The following is a 16006-nucleotide window of genomic DNA, read 5'->3' on the forward strand; positions in this document are numbered from 1 at the left end:
TCAGTCGATCACGCCGTAGAGGCGGTCGCCGGCGTCGCCAAGCCCCGGCACGATGTAGCACTTGTCGTTGAGCTTCTCGTCGACCGCACACACCACGACCTTGAAGTCGATGGACGGGTCGATGTGCTCCTCGACGTACTTGATGCCTTCGGGGGCGGCGATGATGTTGATCGCGGTGACGTCCTTCGCGCCGCGCTCGGCCAGATAGTGCGTGGCGGCGACGAGCGTGCCGCCGGTGGCGAGCATCGGGTCGATGAGGAAGCACTGGCGGCCGGAGAGGTCGTCGGGCAGGCGGTTCGCGTAGGTGATCTGCTGGGTGGGGTGCGCCTCGTCGCGCTTCATGCCGAGGAACCCGACTTCGGCGGTCGGCAGCAGGCGGGTCATGCCGTCGAGCATGCCGAGTCCGGCGCGCAGCACCGGCACGATGATCGGACGCGGCTCGGCCAGCTTCTTTCCGGTCATCGGCGCGACCGGGGTCTCGATCGGCGTGGCCACGACGGACAGGTCGCGGGTCGCCTCGTACGCTTCGAGCATGACCAGCTCGGAGACGAGCTCGCGGAAGGTGGAGGACGGGGTGTTCTTGTCTCGGAGCACGGTCAGCTTGTGCTCGACGAGCGGGTGATTCAAAACATGCAGTTCCATGGTTCCTAGACTACCTCGTTATCGGGGGCATAGGAGCCCCGCGTCGGCGCATCAGGAGTGGCCAGTGACCAGAGAACAAAGAACAACGATCAGCAAAGAGGGAAGCGCCGAACCGTGAAAGCGCCTGTCGGCGCAAAGGCCGCTCGCAGCGGCAAAAAATGGAGCCCGGGGCTTAAGCACGGCCCGACGCGCCTAACAGTATACCTGTGCGAAAACCCGTGCCACGCCGGCCCGGCGAATCCATAAATTCCGGCTCCTCGTTTACTCCCCCGTTCCCCGCTCACTCGAGCTTGCCGCGCCTCCACAGGTTCGCCGCGTGGTGGAAGTCCTTCGCGGTTGCCATGAGATTCGCCCCGTTGTGCAGCATCTGCGCCGCCTTGGTGCGAATCGTCTTGGCATCCGCGGCGTCCTCCCGATGCGCGGCGGCAGCGTTCAGCTTTCCCGCCTCCACGCGCAATCCGAGCGCCACCACGTCGGTGAACGCCGCCGCGCGCTCCATCGCCACTGCGAAATCGCCGGTGAACGCGCCGGAGAGGATCGAGTCGGCGAGACGCGCGATGTCGTCTTCGGTCGGTGCCTGATCGACTCCCGCGATGGCCGACGCACTGGTCGCGACCGGCTCGCCGACGCGCCACAGGCGTGCGATGTCGTCGCGCCGCGTACGCATCCACGTGCGCAACATGTACAGTCGCCACAGCACGCCCGGCAACGAGTCGGACGGCGACGAGCTCCACAGTTCCGCGATGTCGTCCACGCCGTCGCGTTCGACGACGGTCAGCACGCGGGCGACCACGCTCGGATCCTCGCTGTGGCGCACGCGGTCGAGCAGCGACGCGGCGGAGGAGTGCGCGATCTCGTTGACCATGCCGGGATCGGAGCCGCCGGCCATCTGATCGAGCAGTGCGGGGGCGAGCTGACCCGGGCGGGACGGGCGCGTGCCGCGTCCCGGGGTCGGCACGAATCCCGAGTGGGAGGAGCGGACCGACCCGGATCCGGAGTTGGTGAAGCCGTCGGTGAGGGAGTAGCTAGTAGACAAGCGGTGTGACCTTCTGAATGTCGATGATGCGTGGACCGTCGGGCGTGGGCGTGATGAACAGCGCCATCGCGTTGCCTGTAGGCATGTAGGGCGACTTGGCGATCAGGCGCTTGGCGAGCAGCGGCGAGACGCACAAGGTGCGCAGATGCTCGAATATACCACCGATGACCGGCCGGTGCATGCATACGGCCGTGGGCAGCTTGTGGTCGAGCGCGTACTGGATCTCGCTGAGCATGCACTCCCATGCCCCCTCCGGATCGCGTGCGAATGCGTCCTCGGTGAGCGGGGGCAGGTTGACCATGTCACGGTGCGTCTGCCACGCGAACATCTCGATGGTCTCCTGACAGCGGATCCACGGCGAGGTGGACAGTCGGATCGGGTTGAAGCAGGCCAGTTCGTAGCTCAATGCGAACGCGGCCGCCGCTCCCAGAGGCGTGATCGGACGATTGGCGTCGGTGCCGCGCCACGATTTGCGCGCCTCCGCCTTGCCGTGACGCACGATGAGGAACGGCACCGCGTCGGCCGCGCCCTCCTCGAGGCGATCGATGAACAGGGCGAGGATCTCCTTGTCGGTCGAGTGGCTGAGCTTCTTGCGCGCCTGATCCGGCGTGAGCCAGATGACCTCGTCGATCTCGTCCTTGTCGGCGCGATGCACCGGTCCCAACGCGCCGGTGCGTTTGAGGCTTTCGATCGGTGAGATCTGCGTCGCCATCCAGAACAGGATGTGCTTCGTATCCACGGTGCGATCCTTGGTGTGGCGCAGTTTGCTGCCCTCCTCGGACTGCGGGTATTCGATTTCGCCCAGATATGGCCCCAATGCCACCGGCAGACCCGTCTCCTCGCCGATTTCGCGCACGGCTGCGTGGCGATGCGATTCGTTCGGATCCAGCTTGCCCTTCGGCCAGCTCCAGTCATCGTATTTCGGGCGATGCACAAGACACAGTTCGATGTCGTTGAACAGTGGCGTGCGATGCGGTGCGACACCGCCGTTCATGTCGGATGTGCCCTCCGTATTGGTATCCGCAACGTCGCGGGCGGGGGGATCTGGAGTGGTATCCGCCACGATGCCGTCATCGAGCGGGCCGGCCGTGGCGACTGCATCGATTCCAATCCCGTGCACGGTGTCTTCCTGCGGTTGACGTCGTCGGTACAGGATGCCTCCGGCGGCCTCGACGATCTTTCTCACTCTGCTACCCACCCTTCAATGATACGTGCCGCATGTGTACGCTCTACGTAGTTTCGCGTCCGAATACACGAAGGCCGGTCCATTGCTGGGCCGGCCTTCAAACGACATGCAGTTATCGTGTTGTGCTGCGGACGATTATACGCCGTAAGGCGGTGGCTATCCGTCCGCACGCCGACCGGAACCAGTCACGTAACCGGCTCCGGCCAGGTGTTCAGCTGTGCGCGCCGCGACGACGCGTGTGCTTGCGGATCAGGTACTCCTGGCAGTCGACCAGCGGGCAACCCTCCTCGTCCTTCGAATGACGCTCGTAGGAGCCGTCCGGCAGCATGTGCCAGCTGGAGGTGGAGTCGGCCATCTGCAGGTCGATGTAGTCAAGCAGGGACTGGATCTGCTCCGGGGCGGTGATGCGCACGAGCGCCTCGACTCGACGATCGAGGTTGCGGTGCATCAGATCGGCCGAACCGATCCACACCTCCGGGCCGGACATCGGGCCTTCGCCGATCTGCGGGCCGTCGGAGTTGCAGAACGCGTAGATGCGGCTGTGCTCCAGGAAGCGGCCGAGGATCGAACGCACGCGGATGTTCTCGGACAGGCCCGGAACGCCCGGCTTGAGCGAGCAGATGCCGCGCTCGACGATGTCGATCTTCACACCGGCCTGCGAGGCGCGGTACAGGGCGTCGATCGTCTTCTCGTCCACCACGGAGTTGACCTTGATCTTGATCCAGGCCTCCTTGCCGGCGCGGGCGGCGTCCTCCTCACGGCGGATGCGCTGGATGAGGCCGGAGCGGATGGTGCGCGGTGCGACGAGCAGACGGTGGAAGCTCGACTTCGGCGCGTAGCCGGACAGCTGGTTGAACAGGCGGGTGAGATCCTGTCCGACCACCGGGTCGCAGGTCAGCAGGCCGAGATCGGTGTAGATGCGGGCGGTCTTCGGGTTGTAGTTACCGGTGCCCACGTGGCAGTAGCGGCGAAGGCCGTCGGCCTCCTGGCGCACCACTTCGATGAGCTTGCAGTGGGTCTTGAGGCCCACGATGCCGTAGACGACGTGCACGCCGGCGCGTTCGAGCTTGCGGGCCCACGCGATGTTGGCGTCCTCGTCGAAACGAGCCTTGATCTCGACCAGCGCCAGCACCTGCTTGCCGGCGTGAGCCGCATCGATCAGCGCGTCGATGATCGGCGAGTTGGAGCTGGTGCGGTACAGCGTCTGCTTGATGGCCAGCACCTTCGGATCGGCGGCGGCCTGCGCCAGGAACGCCTGCACGGAGGTGGAGAAGGAGTCGTAGGGGTGGTGCAGCAGGATGTCGCGCTCGCGGATGGCGGCGAAGATGTCCTGCGCACGGCTCGACTCGACCTCGGCGATCTGACGGTTCGTCGTCGGAATGAACGGGCGGTTCTTCAGGTCCGGACGGTCGATGCCGCCGAGCTCGAAGAGCACGGTCATGTCCAGCGGGGCCGGCAGACGGTAGACCTCGTCCGGGCTGACGCCGAGCTGGTCGGCGAGCAGCTGGGAGAGGAACGGGCTGGTCTGGTCGGAGATCTCCAGGCGGATCGGCGGTCCGAAGCGACGACGCAGCAGTTCCTTCTCCATCGCGTTGAGCAGGTTCTCGGCGTCATCCTCTTCGACGTCGATGTCCTCGTTACGCGTGACGCGGAAGGAGCGGGCCTCCTTGATGATCATGCCCGGGAACAGGGATTCCAGATGGGCGATGATGAGGTTCTCCATCGTGATGAAGCCGTAACGCTCCTCCTTGGACTCCTCATCGGTCATATCGTCGACCGGAACCAGACGGTTCAGGTTGCCCGGGATCTTCACGCGGGCGAAGTGCGACTTGCCGGAGGCCGGGTTCTCGACGATCACGGCGAGGTTGATGGAGCCGCCGGAGATGTACGGGAACGGGTGGGCCGGGTCCACGGCGAGCGGCGTCAGAACCGGGAAGACCTGCTGACGGTAGTAGCGCGACAGGCGCTCCTGCTCGGCGGTGGTGAGCTTGTCCCAGCTCAGCAGCACGATACGCTGCTCGGCCAGCGCCGGGAAGATGTGGTCGATCACGTAGTGGGCGTGCTCGTTCTGCAGCGCGTGCGCCTGCTCGCCGATCGCGCGCAGCAGCTGGCGCGGGCTCAGGCCGGCCGCGGACGGCACGGCGATGCCGGAGTCGATGCGGCGCTTCAGGCCGGCCACGCGGACCATGAAGAACTCGTCGAGGTTGTTGGCGAAGATAGCCGCGAAGCTCGCGCGCTCGAGCAGCGGGATGTCCTCATCCTCGGCCAGCTCGAGAACGCGCTTGTTGAACTTCAGCCAGCTCAGCTCACGGTCGAAAAAGCGGTCGGTGGGCAGCGGAGCCTCACCTTCCAGAGTTTCGCGCCGGTCGTTTTTGTCGGTTTCGGCGATGTGCTCTGCGATTTGGCTTCGCAGGATCGCTTTCGATGGTGCGTCAAATATCTGTGCCATACTTCTCATCCTAGGCGTTGGAACGGTTCTCATGGAGTGAACTCGCCAAAGTTCAACGCGAGTTCACATTGTTTCCCCGTTTTGACTACGTCGTTCCGGGCTCGTGCCGGTCACCTGATCACGCGCCCATCGCCGCCATCATCGACGCGATCCCCGGTACGATGCCGATCATCACGAACGCCGGCAGGAAGCACAGCGCCGACGGCAGCAGCAGCTTCACGGACAGCTTCGCCGCCTCCTGCTCGATCGCCGACAGCTCCTCTCGATCGTATTCGCGCGCCGCGAGCGCAAGCCGTTCGGTGGGGGATGCGCCGTGATTCCACGCCTCGCCGAGACACTCGCAGACCACCATCATGGACGGATGCAGCGCGGCCAGTCCGATGACGCGCTCGGCATCCTCCTCGTCGTCGTCCGTATCTCCTCGTTCGGTCAGTACGGCGGCGTTGGCACTCAGCCACGCCTCCTTCCAGCCGGCGCCACGGGTGAGGGCCCGCCCTGCCTCGACGAGACTGCGCGCCAACGGCTTCCATTCGCTCATGCCGTTGCGGCCGGATTCCCCGGAACCGCCGAATCGTCTCGTGCGCGCTCGCTCGTCCGCTGTATCCGCCTCGGTCAGCACCGTTCCCACGGCGATCATGGCGCTCGGTATCGATGAGCCCTGACCGAGCGCCGCGCGCAGCATCTCCAACGCGATCGGCAGATTGTCATCGATGCCTTCGCGGCGGCCGAAGGCGCGGAGCATACGGTTCGTCCACAGCATGCCGGCGCCGTACCAGACCATGCCGATGACGAGACACACCCATCCCGCCACGCTGGTGAACAGGAACCGGAACGAGTGCATGCCCATCAGCTCTCCCGCGAGGATGGTGAGCAGCGGCAGGAACGACAGCAGCCTGATGGTGGCCTTGGGGCCGGCGAACGCCTGCTGTTTCAGGTCGTACGCCCTGCTTGCACGGCGATGGTCGATCCCCACCGCCTCAAGGCACAGCGACACCGCGCATCCGAGCCGTTCGCTCAGCCGGCAGGCGGCAGCCAGATGCCGTGCGGTGCGTTCGATGTCTTCTTGCGGATCGCGTTTGCCGGCGCGAGCCCGCAATACGGCGGCGGCGCGCGCGGCGCTGACCTGGGGCGTCGCGAACCGTATGCCCCCCTGATCCTCGAAGGCCTCGACCACGTTGCCGCCGCCCTTCGTGCGCGCCACGATGGCGGCGATCGTCGCGTCGATGCCGGTCTTCGCCGGGCCGTCCGCATCGCCGTCCGGACTGGCCGCGATGCCGTTGACGCCCCAGCCGTACGGTGCGGCGGCCGGCTCATGCCACAGGAAGAGCGCGCCGACGCCGAGTATCGCCATCAGTGCGATGAGGACGGTCGCGGAGGCAGGCATGGCGATGCTCCTTTCCATTCATGTTTCCTCTCGTGACGTGTCATGGCCACGGTCGCAGCCGTTATCCCGGCAGCCTCGTGCGTATCCTCGTACGACTTCGCCGGTGCCGCATGCCTCGCTCTGGCCCGTTGCGGCGTTGGCCGTGGCGGCAGCGCCACGGACATCATGCCGGCGGTCGGGGTCGGTTCCGCGGTGTCCGCAGTGCCCCTGCTGCTGTTGGCGCTGTTGCTGCTGTTGGTGTCATGCGTTCGGCGGCCTTCCACCGTGGCCGTTGACGTGGAGGCGTCGGTTCTTCCGCCGTCGCTCCTGTCATCTGAAGCGACGCTCCATCGCTCGACGAATGCCTCCCATCCGGCATCCAGCTTCGGCGGGGAGACCCCGTCCCATATGCACAGCGGCTGGCCGTCCAGATCGCCGTGTCGGTCGATGAGCCGGCCGATCTGCGCGATATGCCGTCCGTTCGCGGTGCGTTCCACGTGGATCACGACATCGAAGGCGTCGTGCGAGAGCATCGTCATCGCCTGCGGTGCCAGCCCCGCGAGCAGTCCCAGCGAGATCAGTCGCGAGGGCACGCGGGCGACGCTGTCCGCGTGCAGTGTGGTCATGCCGCCGTGATGGCCGGAATTGTAGGCGCGCAGCAGATCGGCGATCTCCTCGCCTCGGCATTCGCCCAACACCACGCGATCGGGGCGCATGCGCAGCGTCGCCTTGACGAGATCCGGCAGTCCGATCGCGCCCGACCCCTCCACGTTCGACTCCCTCGTGGCGAGCGAGACACGATTGGTTAGCGGCAGCGCGCCCAGCTCGCGCACCTCCTCCACGGTGATGACCCGTTCGGTCGGTCCGCATTCGCCGAGCAGCGCCTTGAGCAGTGTGGTCTTGCCGGCGCCGGTGCCTCCCGTGATGAGCACCGTGGCATGGTTCGCGACGAATCCGCGCATCAGCGGCAGCCAGGCGAGGGGAAACAGCCCTTTGGCGCCTAATGCCGACAGCGGCGAGAACATGCGGTCGGGCAGTCGGATCGAGATGGATGCGCCTTGGGGCACGAGCGGCGCGATCACCGCATGGATGCGCACGCCCTCCTCGCTCGATGCGTCGGCGATCGGCTGGGCGTCGTCGAGTCGGCGTCCGAGCTGCGCGCACAGCTGGACCGCGTAGTCGCGTACCACCTGCGGGGAACGGAACGGGATGCGTGCACTGTACTCGCACATGCCCTCGCCCTGATCCGCCCACACCTTGCCGTCGCAGGTGACCGCCACATCGGTCACGCGCGGATTGCGGACGATCTCCTCGAGAGGGCCGAAAATCAGATCGGTCATGGGTGTTGCGCCTCCTTACGTTGTCCTGTCATGAGCGGGATCTACGCGTCTTGGTCTTCGGCGCGCGATGACGTGCCGCGCGCGGCTGAGGGGCCGGGGCGACGATCCGATCGGCCAGTTCGTCGACCACCTGTCTGGCCGATTTCGGCACCGAGCGGATGCCCAGTCCGTTTATGATGTCCGCGCACAGGGCGGGATCGCAGCGCAAAGGCCCCAACGCCTCGTCGCCGAACCGTTCGATCGCCTCCCGCAGAGCCACGGATGACGACGCGGACCGCTTCGTCGCGCCGCGTGGCTCCACGCCGACGACCAACGGCGGATCGTCGGTGGCGATCCCGGTGCCTGCGCGATCGCCGTCTGAGGCCGATTGCGGATTCAGCGCCCGATTCCTTGCTTGCGAGAGCAGCGCAAGATGCGATCTCGCCCGGGCCATCCCCAGCGCGGACAGTTCGACGGCGACGACCTGACGAGCCATGGCCAGTTCGGGGATGGTGCGCAACGCATCGCCGCGTCCCGCGTCGACCAGCACCAGATCGTTCGATTCGCACAGGGCCTTGACGGCCGCCTGCAGCTCCCACTCGTCAGGATCCTCGCCGAGCCAGGGCGCGTGCGCAAGAACCCGCATATCCTCCCACTGAGGCAGTTCATGATTGAGCGCATTGCCTTCGATATGCCCCAGCGGGGCGTTGAGATCCTGCAGCGTCAATCCGGGCTCGTGTTCGATGCCGAGCAGCACGCCGAGCCCGCCGCCGCGCAGATCGGCATCCATCAGCGCGCAGGAGATCCCACGCTTGCTTGCGGTCAGCCCGCACATCGCCATCAGGGTGGTCAGTCCGATGCCGCCGCCCGGGGAAGTGAACGCGACGAGATTGCCGCGTCCTCTGACGGCAGGTGGCGATTTCGGCGTCATGGCCGGTGGTGCTGACGGAGGCATCGGCGGGGGAGCCGGTGGCGGCGCATTCGGAGCCGGCACTGGCGGTGCCGGGTAGGGCGGTGTCGGGGCATGCCGTGTCGGAGGGGCGGGAGCCGGCGCGACCGGTGTGCGGGTTCCCGGCATCGGTGCCGGCTCGGCGGGGAGAGGAACGTTGCCGCGTTGTCTGTCGAAGGACGGGGTTCTCGGTTGTTTCGTCGATGTGATCATGCGGCCGATTGAACCGGGTGATGTCCGGCACGGGCAACCGATTCCGGCCAATGTGGACGAAACCCCTCGACTTGTCTCCGTGCGATTGCTTCATTGCTTCCGATATTGCTTCCGATGTGGATTCGAGTACCTCGAGTGAGTACCCGTCAGTCTGTCTGCCGGCTTCCGGCTCACGGCTTCCCCGCGCAACAGAAAGGGCCCGCCGAAGCGGGCCCTTTCGTAACAAGTCCAACTGCGAGCAGAATCTCAACACAACATCATCGTTGCAACGGTAAGTCTTTCCAATGCCCGTCCAACGTATTAGTCCTTTGACCATTACTTTTTGTGGGCTCTGCTCTGTTCAGTTGTTCTTGTAGTTCATAATCTAGGCGCGCCGTCGCCCTCGCGCAACCTACAACGGCACCTTGTTCGATTCTTTGCGCAAATGGTCATATGTGCGTGCTGACAACGTAGAAATGGATCGACCTGTGCGATTCAAAACGTTTGACTGTGCTGTTGTGTTCTCTTCGGGTATCCGATCGGCGTGTCGCGATCGATCGCGGTCGGTGATGCGATCGGCTATCCACAATGGGGCTCCCCATCCACAATGGCTGTGGATGACACGCCGGCGATGTGGATAACCCGGGGGTTTCGTCCACATGCCCCGGATTTTCCGTGTTCGTCGGATCGATCGGCGGCACAGTGGTCACACCCGGTTCGACAGGGCCCCAACGTCGGAGCCGCCGGTCGAAACGGGGAAACCAGGAAACTAATAACGACATGATGAAGGAGTCATGATGAACACCAAGATCAACAACATGCTGACCAGCGCCAAGGCTCGTCTCTACATGCTTGACGCCAGGATTCGCACCCTGACCGCCGAGCCCGAAGAGGGCGCGGCGACCGTCGAGTACGCGGCCGTCACCGTTGCGGCCGTCAGCCTCGGCGGTATCCTTTGGACGATCCTGAAGTCCAAGGAATTCAAGGCCTTGGTCCAGAAGATCTTCACCACTATCTTCAACGCGATCACCACGGGAGCGTTCTCCGCTTGATTCCCCGTGAGTCGAGCCTGATTGCAATCGGACGTCACCGATGAAACCGTACGTGAAGCGTCGCGCACGTCGTCCGCCGGCAACGATCTCCGCCGTTGCCGGCGGCCGGTGTCAGTCGCCGAACCAATCGCCATCTCTTTCCTCGCCGGCCCGTTTAGGGCCGACGCCCCCGATCCATAACCGTGATCGTCTCAATTCCAGTCGTTTTCGTCGTCTCTTCGCGTTATCCGCATGGATGTCCCGGTCCGACGCCGGCGCGGTCACCGCCGAATTCGCCAGCGTACTGCCTTCCGTAATGGTGATGATCGTCCTGCTGGCTGCGCTCGCCCGCGGAGTGGTGGTGTCCATGACCTGTCAGGACGCCGCATCCGCCGCCGCCCGCGCCGTCGTCTCCTCCGGAGGAGATGCGGATTCCGAGGCCGCCGCTCAGGCGGTCGCCGGGAAGGACGTCGACGTCGACATCGATGTCGACGCCGAAGCCGGGACCGTCACCGTCATCACGCGTTGCCCGGTGATTCCCGATCCGATGGGCGTATTGCCGTCACTGGCGTCGGGCAAAGCGGTGGGAGTGCTGACATGAGTGACATGAGCAAGCAAACCGACAGGCACCTCGGCCGCCAAGGGCGATTCGACCGATTCGCCGCCACCGCAACCGCATACGATGAAGGCGCCGGCACCATACTCGGCATCATCATGATCACCGTCGCCACGGTCATGATCGTCGTGGCGGTGGGCGTCGGCCAGATACTGGTTGGCCGTTCCCGTGCGGCAACGGCCGCGGATATGTCGGCGCTTTCCGCGGCCAACGCCCTGTGGTCCGGCGGTGTGCCATGCGAGGTGGCAGCCAGGGCCGCCGAAGGCCAGGGTGCGCACCTGATCTCCTGCGACGTCGGCGGTGACACCGGCGAGGACGTGCTGGTTCAGGTGGGCGTGGACGTCGGGATGCCGTTCCTGCCCGATATGATCCAGTCCGCTCGGGCAGGGCCGACGGTCTGCGAATAGACTGCTGGCGCGTCAGCCGGCTTCCCGGTTATCGTGTTGCGTATGACCGAGAGCCAGAAGCATACGACCGTCGCCATGGTCGGCAACCCCGTATCCGACAAGGGTAGGGGTGCCAGGATCGGAGCGCAGGTATTCGACATGCTGACCGAAGCCGGCCGACATCATGGATTCGATGTGATCGATCTGACCGGAAACAGCTTCGATGACTCCCTTGCCAAGGTGCGCGGTCGCATGAACGACTACGACCATCTGGTCGTGGTGGGCGGTGACGGCATGATCGCCCTCGGTGCGAATGCTGTCGGTTCCAGCGGCAAGCCGCTGGGCATCGTGGCGACCGGATCGGGCAACGACTTCGCCCGCGGTCTCTCGCTGCCGGTCAACAAGATCCCCACGGCGGTCGAGGGCATCGTCGGAGCGATCGTACGCGGATCGTATATCGACGTCGACATGGGTCGGGTCACGGCGTTGCCGGGATTCGTCGCCGCCGATCCCACCACCGGCAAGGAGCTTGCCGATGGTGGGATCAACGGCGACCGGTACTACGCGGGCATGTTGTCCTGTGGATTGGACGCGAGCATCAACGACCGGGCCAACCATTCGCGATTGCCGGGAGGATCGCTGCGATACTTCGCGGCGGTGCTCGTCGAGGTGGCGCATCTCAAACGGTACGGGTACCACATCAGAGCCACGCTTGCGGACGGCACGATCGAGGAGCATGACCTCATCACGCCGATGGTGACCGTAGCCAATTCGCGGCACATCGGTGGCGGGCTGGAGGTGTCTCCGTACTCGCGGTTCGATGACGGGCTGCTCGACCTGATCTGGATCGATCACATGCCCGGTCCGTTGGAGATCGCCGATGCGATCTCCAAGGCCTACAACGGCAAACTGCTCGCCTCCCGCATCTTCGGGTGGAAACGGGTGCGCGCCGTCGAGATCACCCGGGCCGCGGTGGGGGACGAGCCGCCGGTGCTGATGGCGGACGGCGAGTACATCGGCCGACTGCCGGTGGTCGTACGGGCGTGCGATCGTTCGCTGCGCGTACTGGTGCCGCCGGCCGTGGTCGGCTGGCATGAACGGGCGCGAGGCGAACAGGCGGTGCTGGACTCCATACGCCGCGACGGACGCGATCCGATCACCGGTGCATTCGTCTGATTCGGCTGGTGGTTCGGTTCGACAGTCACTAGGTTCAGCCGGCCGTGGCCATCGACGATGGACGGAGGTAGTCGGTCAGATGCAGCGTCTGCGCGATCAGCGACTTCAGCGTCGCATCGGTGACGTTCGCATGCGATCGGATCAGGGAGATCAACCCGACGATGAGCGTGAAGAACGTCTCGTGCACGTTCGTGATCGGCATGCCGTGCAGGAGCGCGAAATCGCGCACGACGGTGCGTTCCAGCAGATCGGCGATGCGATCGGCGATGCGGTCGATGAACCGGATGTACAGCTCCGCATTGCCCTCATGGATCATGCGGGCCGAGAACGGCCCCTCGTTCGCGATGAGGGCGCGGATCAGCAGCACCATGTCGTCGAGCGCCTTGTCGATGTTGCCGGTCTCGCGGGATGCGTTCCACGCCTCGAGCTTGGAGAGGATCTCGCCCACCACGTCGTCGAGCACGGCGTCGGCGACCGCGTCCTTATCGGGGAAGTAGTGGTAGAACAATGATCTGGTCATGTGCACCCGCGAGGCGATGTCGCTCACGGTGATCCTGGAGAAGCCCTTCTCCAGACAGATCTCTCTCGCTGCGCGCACGATCGCCGCGCGCCTGGCGTCTCCTTTGCCCGTCGCCGTCATCGTCGCTGTTGACGTCGTGTCAATACTGCTCATGGCAACAGTGTAGGTGATTGCGGTGGTGCGCACGGCAGTCGTGCGCGTTTCGTCAACATCCATCGCCATCGATGGGTAGTCGGTTTGAGGTAGGTTGGAACATATGGCACTTGCACTGTATCGACGTTATCGCCCGGACACGTTCGAGGGAGTAATCGGGCAGGATCAGGTCACCGTACCGCTGATGCGGGCGCTGGACGAGGGCAAGCTCACTCACGCGTACCTGTTCTCCGGCCCGCGAGGCTGCGGCAAGACCAGCTCCGCCCGTATTCTCGCCCGATGCGTGAACTGCGAGAAGGGACCGACCTCGCATCCGTGCGGCGAGTGCGAGTCCTGCAAGGATCTCGCCACCGGCGGCCCGGGATCGATCGATGTGGTCGAGATCGACGCGGCGTCGCACAACGGCGTCGACGATGCGCGCGAACTGCGTGAACGCGCGGGATTCGCCCCCGCACGCGACCGATACAAGATCTTCATCCTCGACGAGGCTCATATGGTCACGCCGCAGGGATTCAATGCGCTGCTCAAGATCGTCGAGGAGCCGCCCGAGCATGTGATGTTCATCTTCGCCACCACCGAACCCGACAAGGTGATCGGCACCATCCGCTCGCGCACCCACCACTATCCGTTTAGGCTCGTTCCGGCCGAGATCATGGGGCCGTACCTTGAGAAGATCTGCGATGAGGAGCACATCAAGCCCGAACCGGGCGTGCTTCGGCTCGCGATGCGCGCCGGCGGCGGATCGGTGCGAGACACACTGTCCGTATTGGATCAGCTGATGGTCGGCTCGGTCGACGGCGTGATCACGCACGACGCCTCCGTGGCACTGCTCGGCTTCACGCCCGAGGCGCTCATCGGCGAGGCGATCGACGCGGTGATCGACAGGAACGGCAAGGACCTGTACGGCGTCATCCAGAAGGTCGTGGTCGGCGGCTTCGATCCGCGCCGATTCGTCGAGGACCTGCTCGCCCGCGTGCGGGACCTGCTGGTGCTCACGTTGGCGGGGGATCGGGCGGAAAGCGTGCTGTCCGACACCGCCGAGGCCGAGGAGATGGGCGACCTGCACCGTCAGGCGGCCGCGTTGGGACTCGGTGCGCTCACCGCCATGGCCGACATCATCAACGACACGCTGGGTGCGATGACCGGTGCGATCTCGCCGCGCATGCGCCTGGAGCTGCTGGCGGCGAGGCTGCTCGCCGGAGCGGAGACCGGATTCGCGGCTCCGGCCCCTGCTGCGGTCGGCAGCGGCGCGGGCAACGGCATGGGAGGCGCGCAGGCTGCACCCGGTGCCGGGGCCTCCGGTGGCTTCGCTGGTGCGGCGCGTAACGCCGGGGGCGCTCGCGGAAACGCCGGTGGCGTCGGTGGGTTCGCCGGTGCCGCGCGCAATCAACAGGCTGCTGCCGGTGCTGCTGCCGGTGCCGGCAAAGTCGGTATCTCGACAGCGGTGGCCTCGCATGGCGACGGCTCCGTGAATGCTGCGACTTCCGTCGCGACCTCGGCCTCGGCCTCGACCTCAAGTGTCGAGGCGCCCGTCAATGGGCCCGCGTCGACGACAGCCGGCAATAACACCCCTCAGGCCGCTGCCGCCGCCCCTGCGGCACCCGACAATCGCACTCCCGATCAGAAGTGGGATGCTCTGGTCGCGTCGTTGCCCGACGACGTACGCCGATACGTCACCCGCGACAAGGTGCTGCGCATCAGCCTGCGTCCGTACAAGCAGACCGGCCGGATGAGGCTGTGGCTGAAGTTCGACAAGCCCCTCAGCAAGTATGCCTTCGCACTGGCCGTGGCCTCCGAAGAGGTCGACGGCAGCAACAAGGTCGTGTCCATCCTGCGCTCCGAAGTGCGCAAGGTGTTCGGCGAGCAGACCGAGATCGCCCCGACCCCCACCACCGACGACGGTCAGAAGACACCGGCCTTCAGCAAACTGCCGATGGGTGAGCAGCAGCGCATCAAGGCGCAGCTGCTGCAGGAGAACCTCAAGGCGGCCGCCAGTCTGACCGCCACGGCCGAGTCTGCTGCTTCGTCGGGGAACGGCGGTCAGGAGTCGAGTCGTGAGCACGCCGCTCAGAGCGCGCATACGGCCGGCACCTCGTCGGACGATGATGAAGCTCACCGAGCTCGGTCCGCCGCACTGTCGGCGTTGGATGACGACGACCCGTGGGCGCATCCGACGCTGACGAAGCCTGCTGCATCACCGATCGGCTCCCCGGCCGGAGTCGGTGGTGACAAGAGTTCCAGCGGCAATGGTCCGAGTGCCAGTGCCGGCGAATCCAATGGGAGCGAACACCATCACAAGCATGTGGCGGTTCCCGATCTGAGTGACGGCATCGATCCATGGGCGCAGCCCGCAGCCATGCCTAAGCCCGGAAACGTCGGAGCCGGGCACGGCGTCGGTGATCGTTCGGTCATGCCTGGACAGTCTGAAACCGATACCGGCAACAATGCTCGGATGGCCGGACGTTCGGCTGGCACCCCGGCCGTTCCGGCCGCTCAGAATGGTCAGGGCGATGATCCGTGGAACCGTACCATGCGTCCGACAGGAGCGACTGGCTCTGGATCGCAGATGCCGGTTCCGAACGAGCCGGACGACCCATGGAAGGACGTGCCTCCGCCCAGCGAACCGGACGATCCGTGGAATACGCCCTCGGATGTTTCACGTGAAACACCGGCGAAGCCCACTGGCGCCGCAGGTGTTGGCGGCGGGGCGGCCGTTGATGCGGGGGCTGATCCTTGGAACGTCGCCCGGTCGCAGTCGCCCGCGTCTGCAGAACCGCAGGTCTCCGCGGACGAGGATGAATACTCGATGGACGACCAGTCGCTCGGCGAGGCCACCGCAATGGATCGGAACGAGCTGCTGCGGATGTTCGAAGTGAAGAAGGTCGAACAGTTCGCCGCCGACGATCCGCACAACCCGCGCAACGTCCATCCGGCACCCAAGCATGACGACGAGTGACGGGGCTGGCGCGAATGGCACGGAACGGCACT

General features: G+C 65.4%; 12 protein-coding genes and 1 pseudogene. 5 read left to right on the plus strand and 8 right to left on the minus strand.

Features of this window, described 5'->3' with window-relative positions:
• The 7 genes and pseudogenes from upp to BW11_RS01960 all read right to left on the minus strand — a co-directional run bounded on the left by upp (position 1) and on the right by BW11_RS01960 (position 8926).
• Positions 1-642, minus strand: coding sequence for a uracil phosphoribosyltransferase (upp, locus tag BW11_RS01930; protein WP_140444625.1), 642 nt, complete (start codon positions 640-642; stop codon positions 1-3).
• Between the two features lie 280 nt (positions 643-922).
• Positions 923-1531 carry a hypothetical protein gene (locus BW11_RS01935; protein WP_140444651.1) on the minus strand — a complete coding sequence of 203 codons (609 nt, stop codon included), beginning with the start codon at positions 1529-1531 and terminating at the stop codon, positions 923-925.
• A 136-nt stretch (positions 1532-1667) separates the two neighbouring features.
• Positions 1668-2672 carry an NUDIX hydrolase gene (locus tag BW11_RS01940; protein ID WP_081887313.1) on the minus strand — a complete coding sequence of 335 codons (1005 nt, stop codon included), beginning with the start codon at positions 2670-2672 and terminating at the stop codon, positions 1668-1670.
• A 403-nt stretch (positions 2673-3075) separates the two neighbouring features.
• Complete coding sequence (locus BW11_RS01945) at positions 3076-5313, minus strand: RNA degradosome polyphosphate kinase (RefSeq protein ID WP_140444624.1); 2238 nt, start codon at positions 5311-5313, stop codon at positions 3076-3078.
• Positions 5314-5431: 118 nt separating this feature from the next.
• Positions 5432-6715, minus strand: a complete 1284-nt coding sequence (locus BW11_RS01950) for a hypothetical protein (protein WP_140444623.1) — start codon at positions 6713-6715, stop codon at positions 5432-5434.
• Positions 6716-7017: 302 nt separating this feature from the next.
• Positions 7018-8016 (minus strand): annotated as a pseudogene (locus BW11_RS01955) (CpaF family protein); the annotation flags it as partial.
• A gap of 28 nt (positions 8017-8044) precedes the next feature.
• Complete coding sequence (locus BW11_RS01960; protein WP_140444621.1) at positions 8045-8926, minus strand: cobalamin biosynthesis protein CobQ; 882 nt, start codon at positions 8924-8926, stop codon at positions 8045-8047.
• A gap of 1004 nt (positions 8927-9930) precedes the next feature.
• On the opposite strand from BW11_RS01960, the gene BW11_RS01965 reads away from it, so the two are divergent.
• Genes BW11_RS01965 through BW11_RS01980 form a run of 4 tightly spaced genes read left to right on the plus strand, consistent with a single transcriptional unit; the run spans position 9931 to position 12345 of the window.
• On the plus strand, positions 9931-10188 hold the full coding sequence (locus tag BW11_RS01965; protein WP_052401196.1) for a DUF4244 domain-containing protein: 258 nt from the start codon (positions 9931-9933) through the stop codon (positions 10186-10188).
• Between the two features lie 40 nt (positions 10189-10228).
• Positions 10229-10768 carry a TadE family type IV pilus minor pilin gene (locus tag BW11_RS11745; RefSeq protein ID WP_258184518.1) on the plus strand — a complete coding sequence of 180 codons (540 nt, stop codon included), beginning with the start codon at positions 10229-10231 and terminating at the stop codon, positions 10766-10768.
• A 5-nt stretch (positions 10769-10773) separates the two neighbouring features.
• A complete protein-coding gene (locus BW11_RS01975) occupies positions 10774-11190 on the plus strand; it encodes an Rv3654c family TadE-like protein (RefSeq protein ID WP_181162468.1) in 417 nt (138 codons plus the stop codon).
• 42 nt (positions 11191-11232) lie between these two features.
• The gene (locus BW11_RS01980) at positions 11233-12345 is read left to right on the plus strand and encodes a diacylglycerol kinase family protein (protein ID WP_140444619.1); all 1113 of its coding nucleotides are present in this window, start codon (positions 11233-11235) and stop codon (positions 12343-12345) included.
• Between the two features lie 34 nt (positions 12346-12379).
• Here the strand turns inward: BW11_RS01980 and BW11_RS01985 are convergent, their stop codons facing one another.
• Positions 12380-13018, minus strand: a complete 639-nt coding sequence (locus BW11_RS01985) for a TetR/AcrR family transcriptional regulator (protein ID WP_258184516.1) — start codon at positions 13016-13018, stop codon at positions 12380-12382.
• A gap of 103 nt (positions 13019-13121) precedes the next feature.
• Here BW11_RS01985 and dnaX point away from each other — a divergent pair, with 103 nt between their 5' ends.
• The gene (dnaX, locus tag BW11_RS01990; RefSeq protein WP_140444618.1) at positions 13122-15974 is read left to right on the plus strand and encodes a DNA polymerase III subunit gamma/tau; all 2853 of its coding nucleotides are present in this window, start codon (positions 13122-13124) and stop codon (positions 15972-15974) included.
• Positions 15975-16006 lie beyond the last annotated feature (32 nt).

The organism is Bifidobacterium sp. UTCIF-38 (assembly GCF_006454495.1).
GTDB classification, from domain to species: domain Bacteria; phylum Actinomycetota; class Actinomycetes; order Actinomycetales; family Bifidobacteriaceae; genus Bifidobacterium; species Bifidobacterium callitrichos.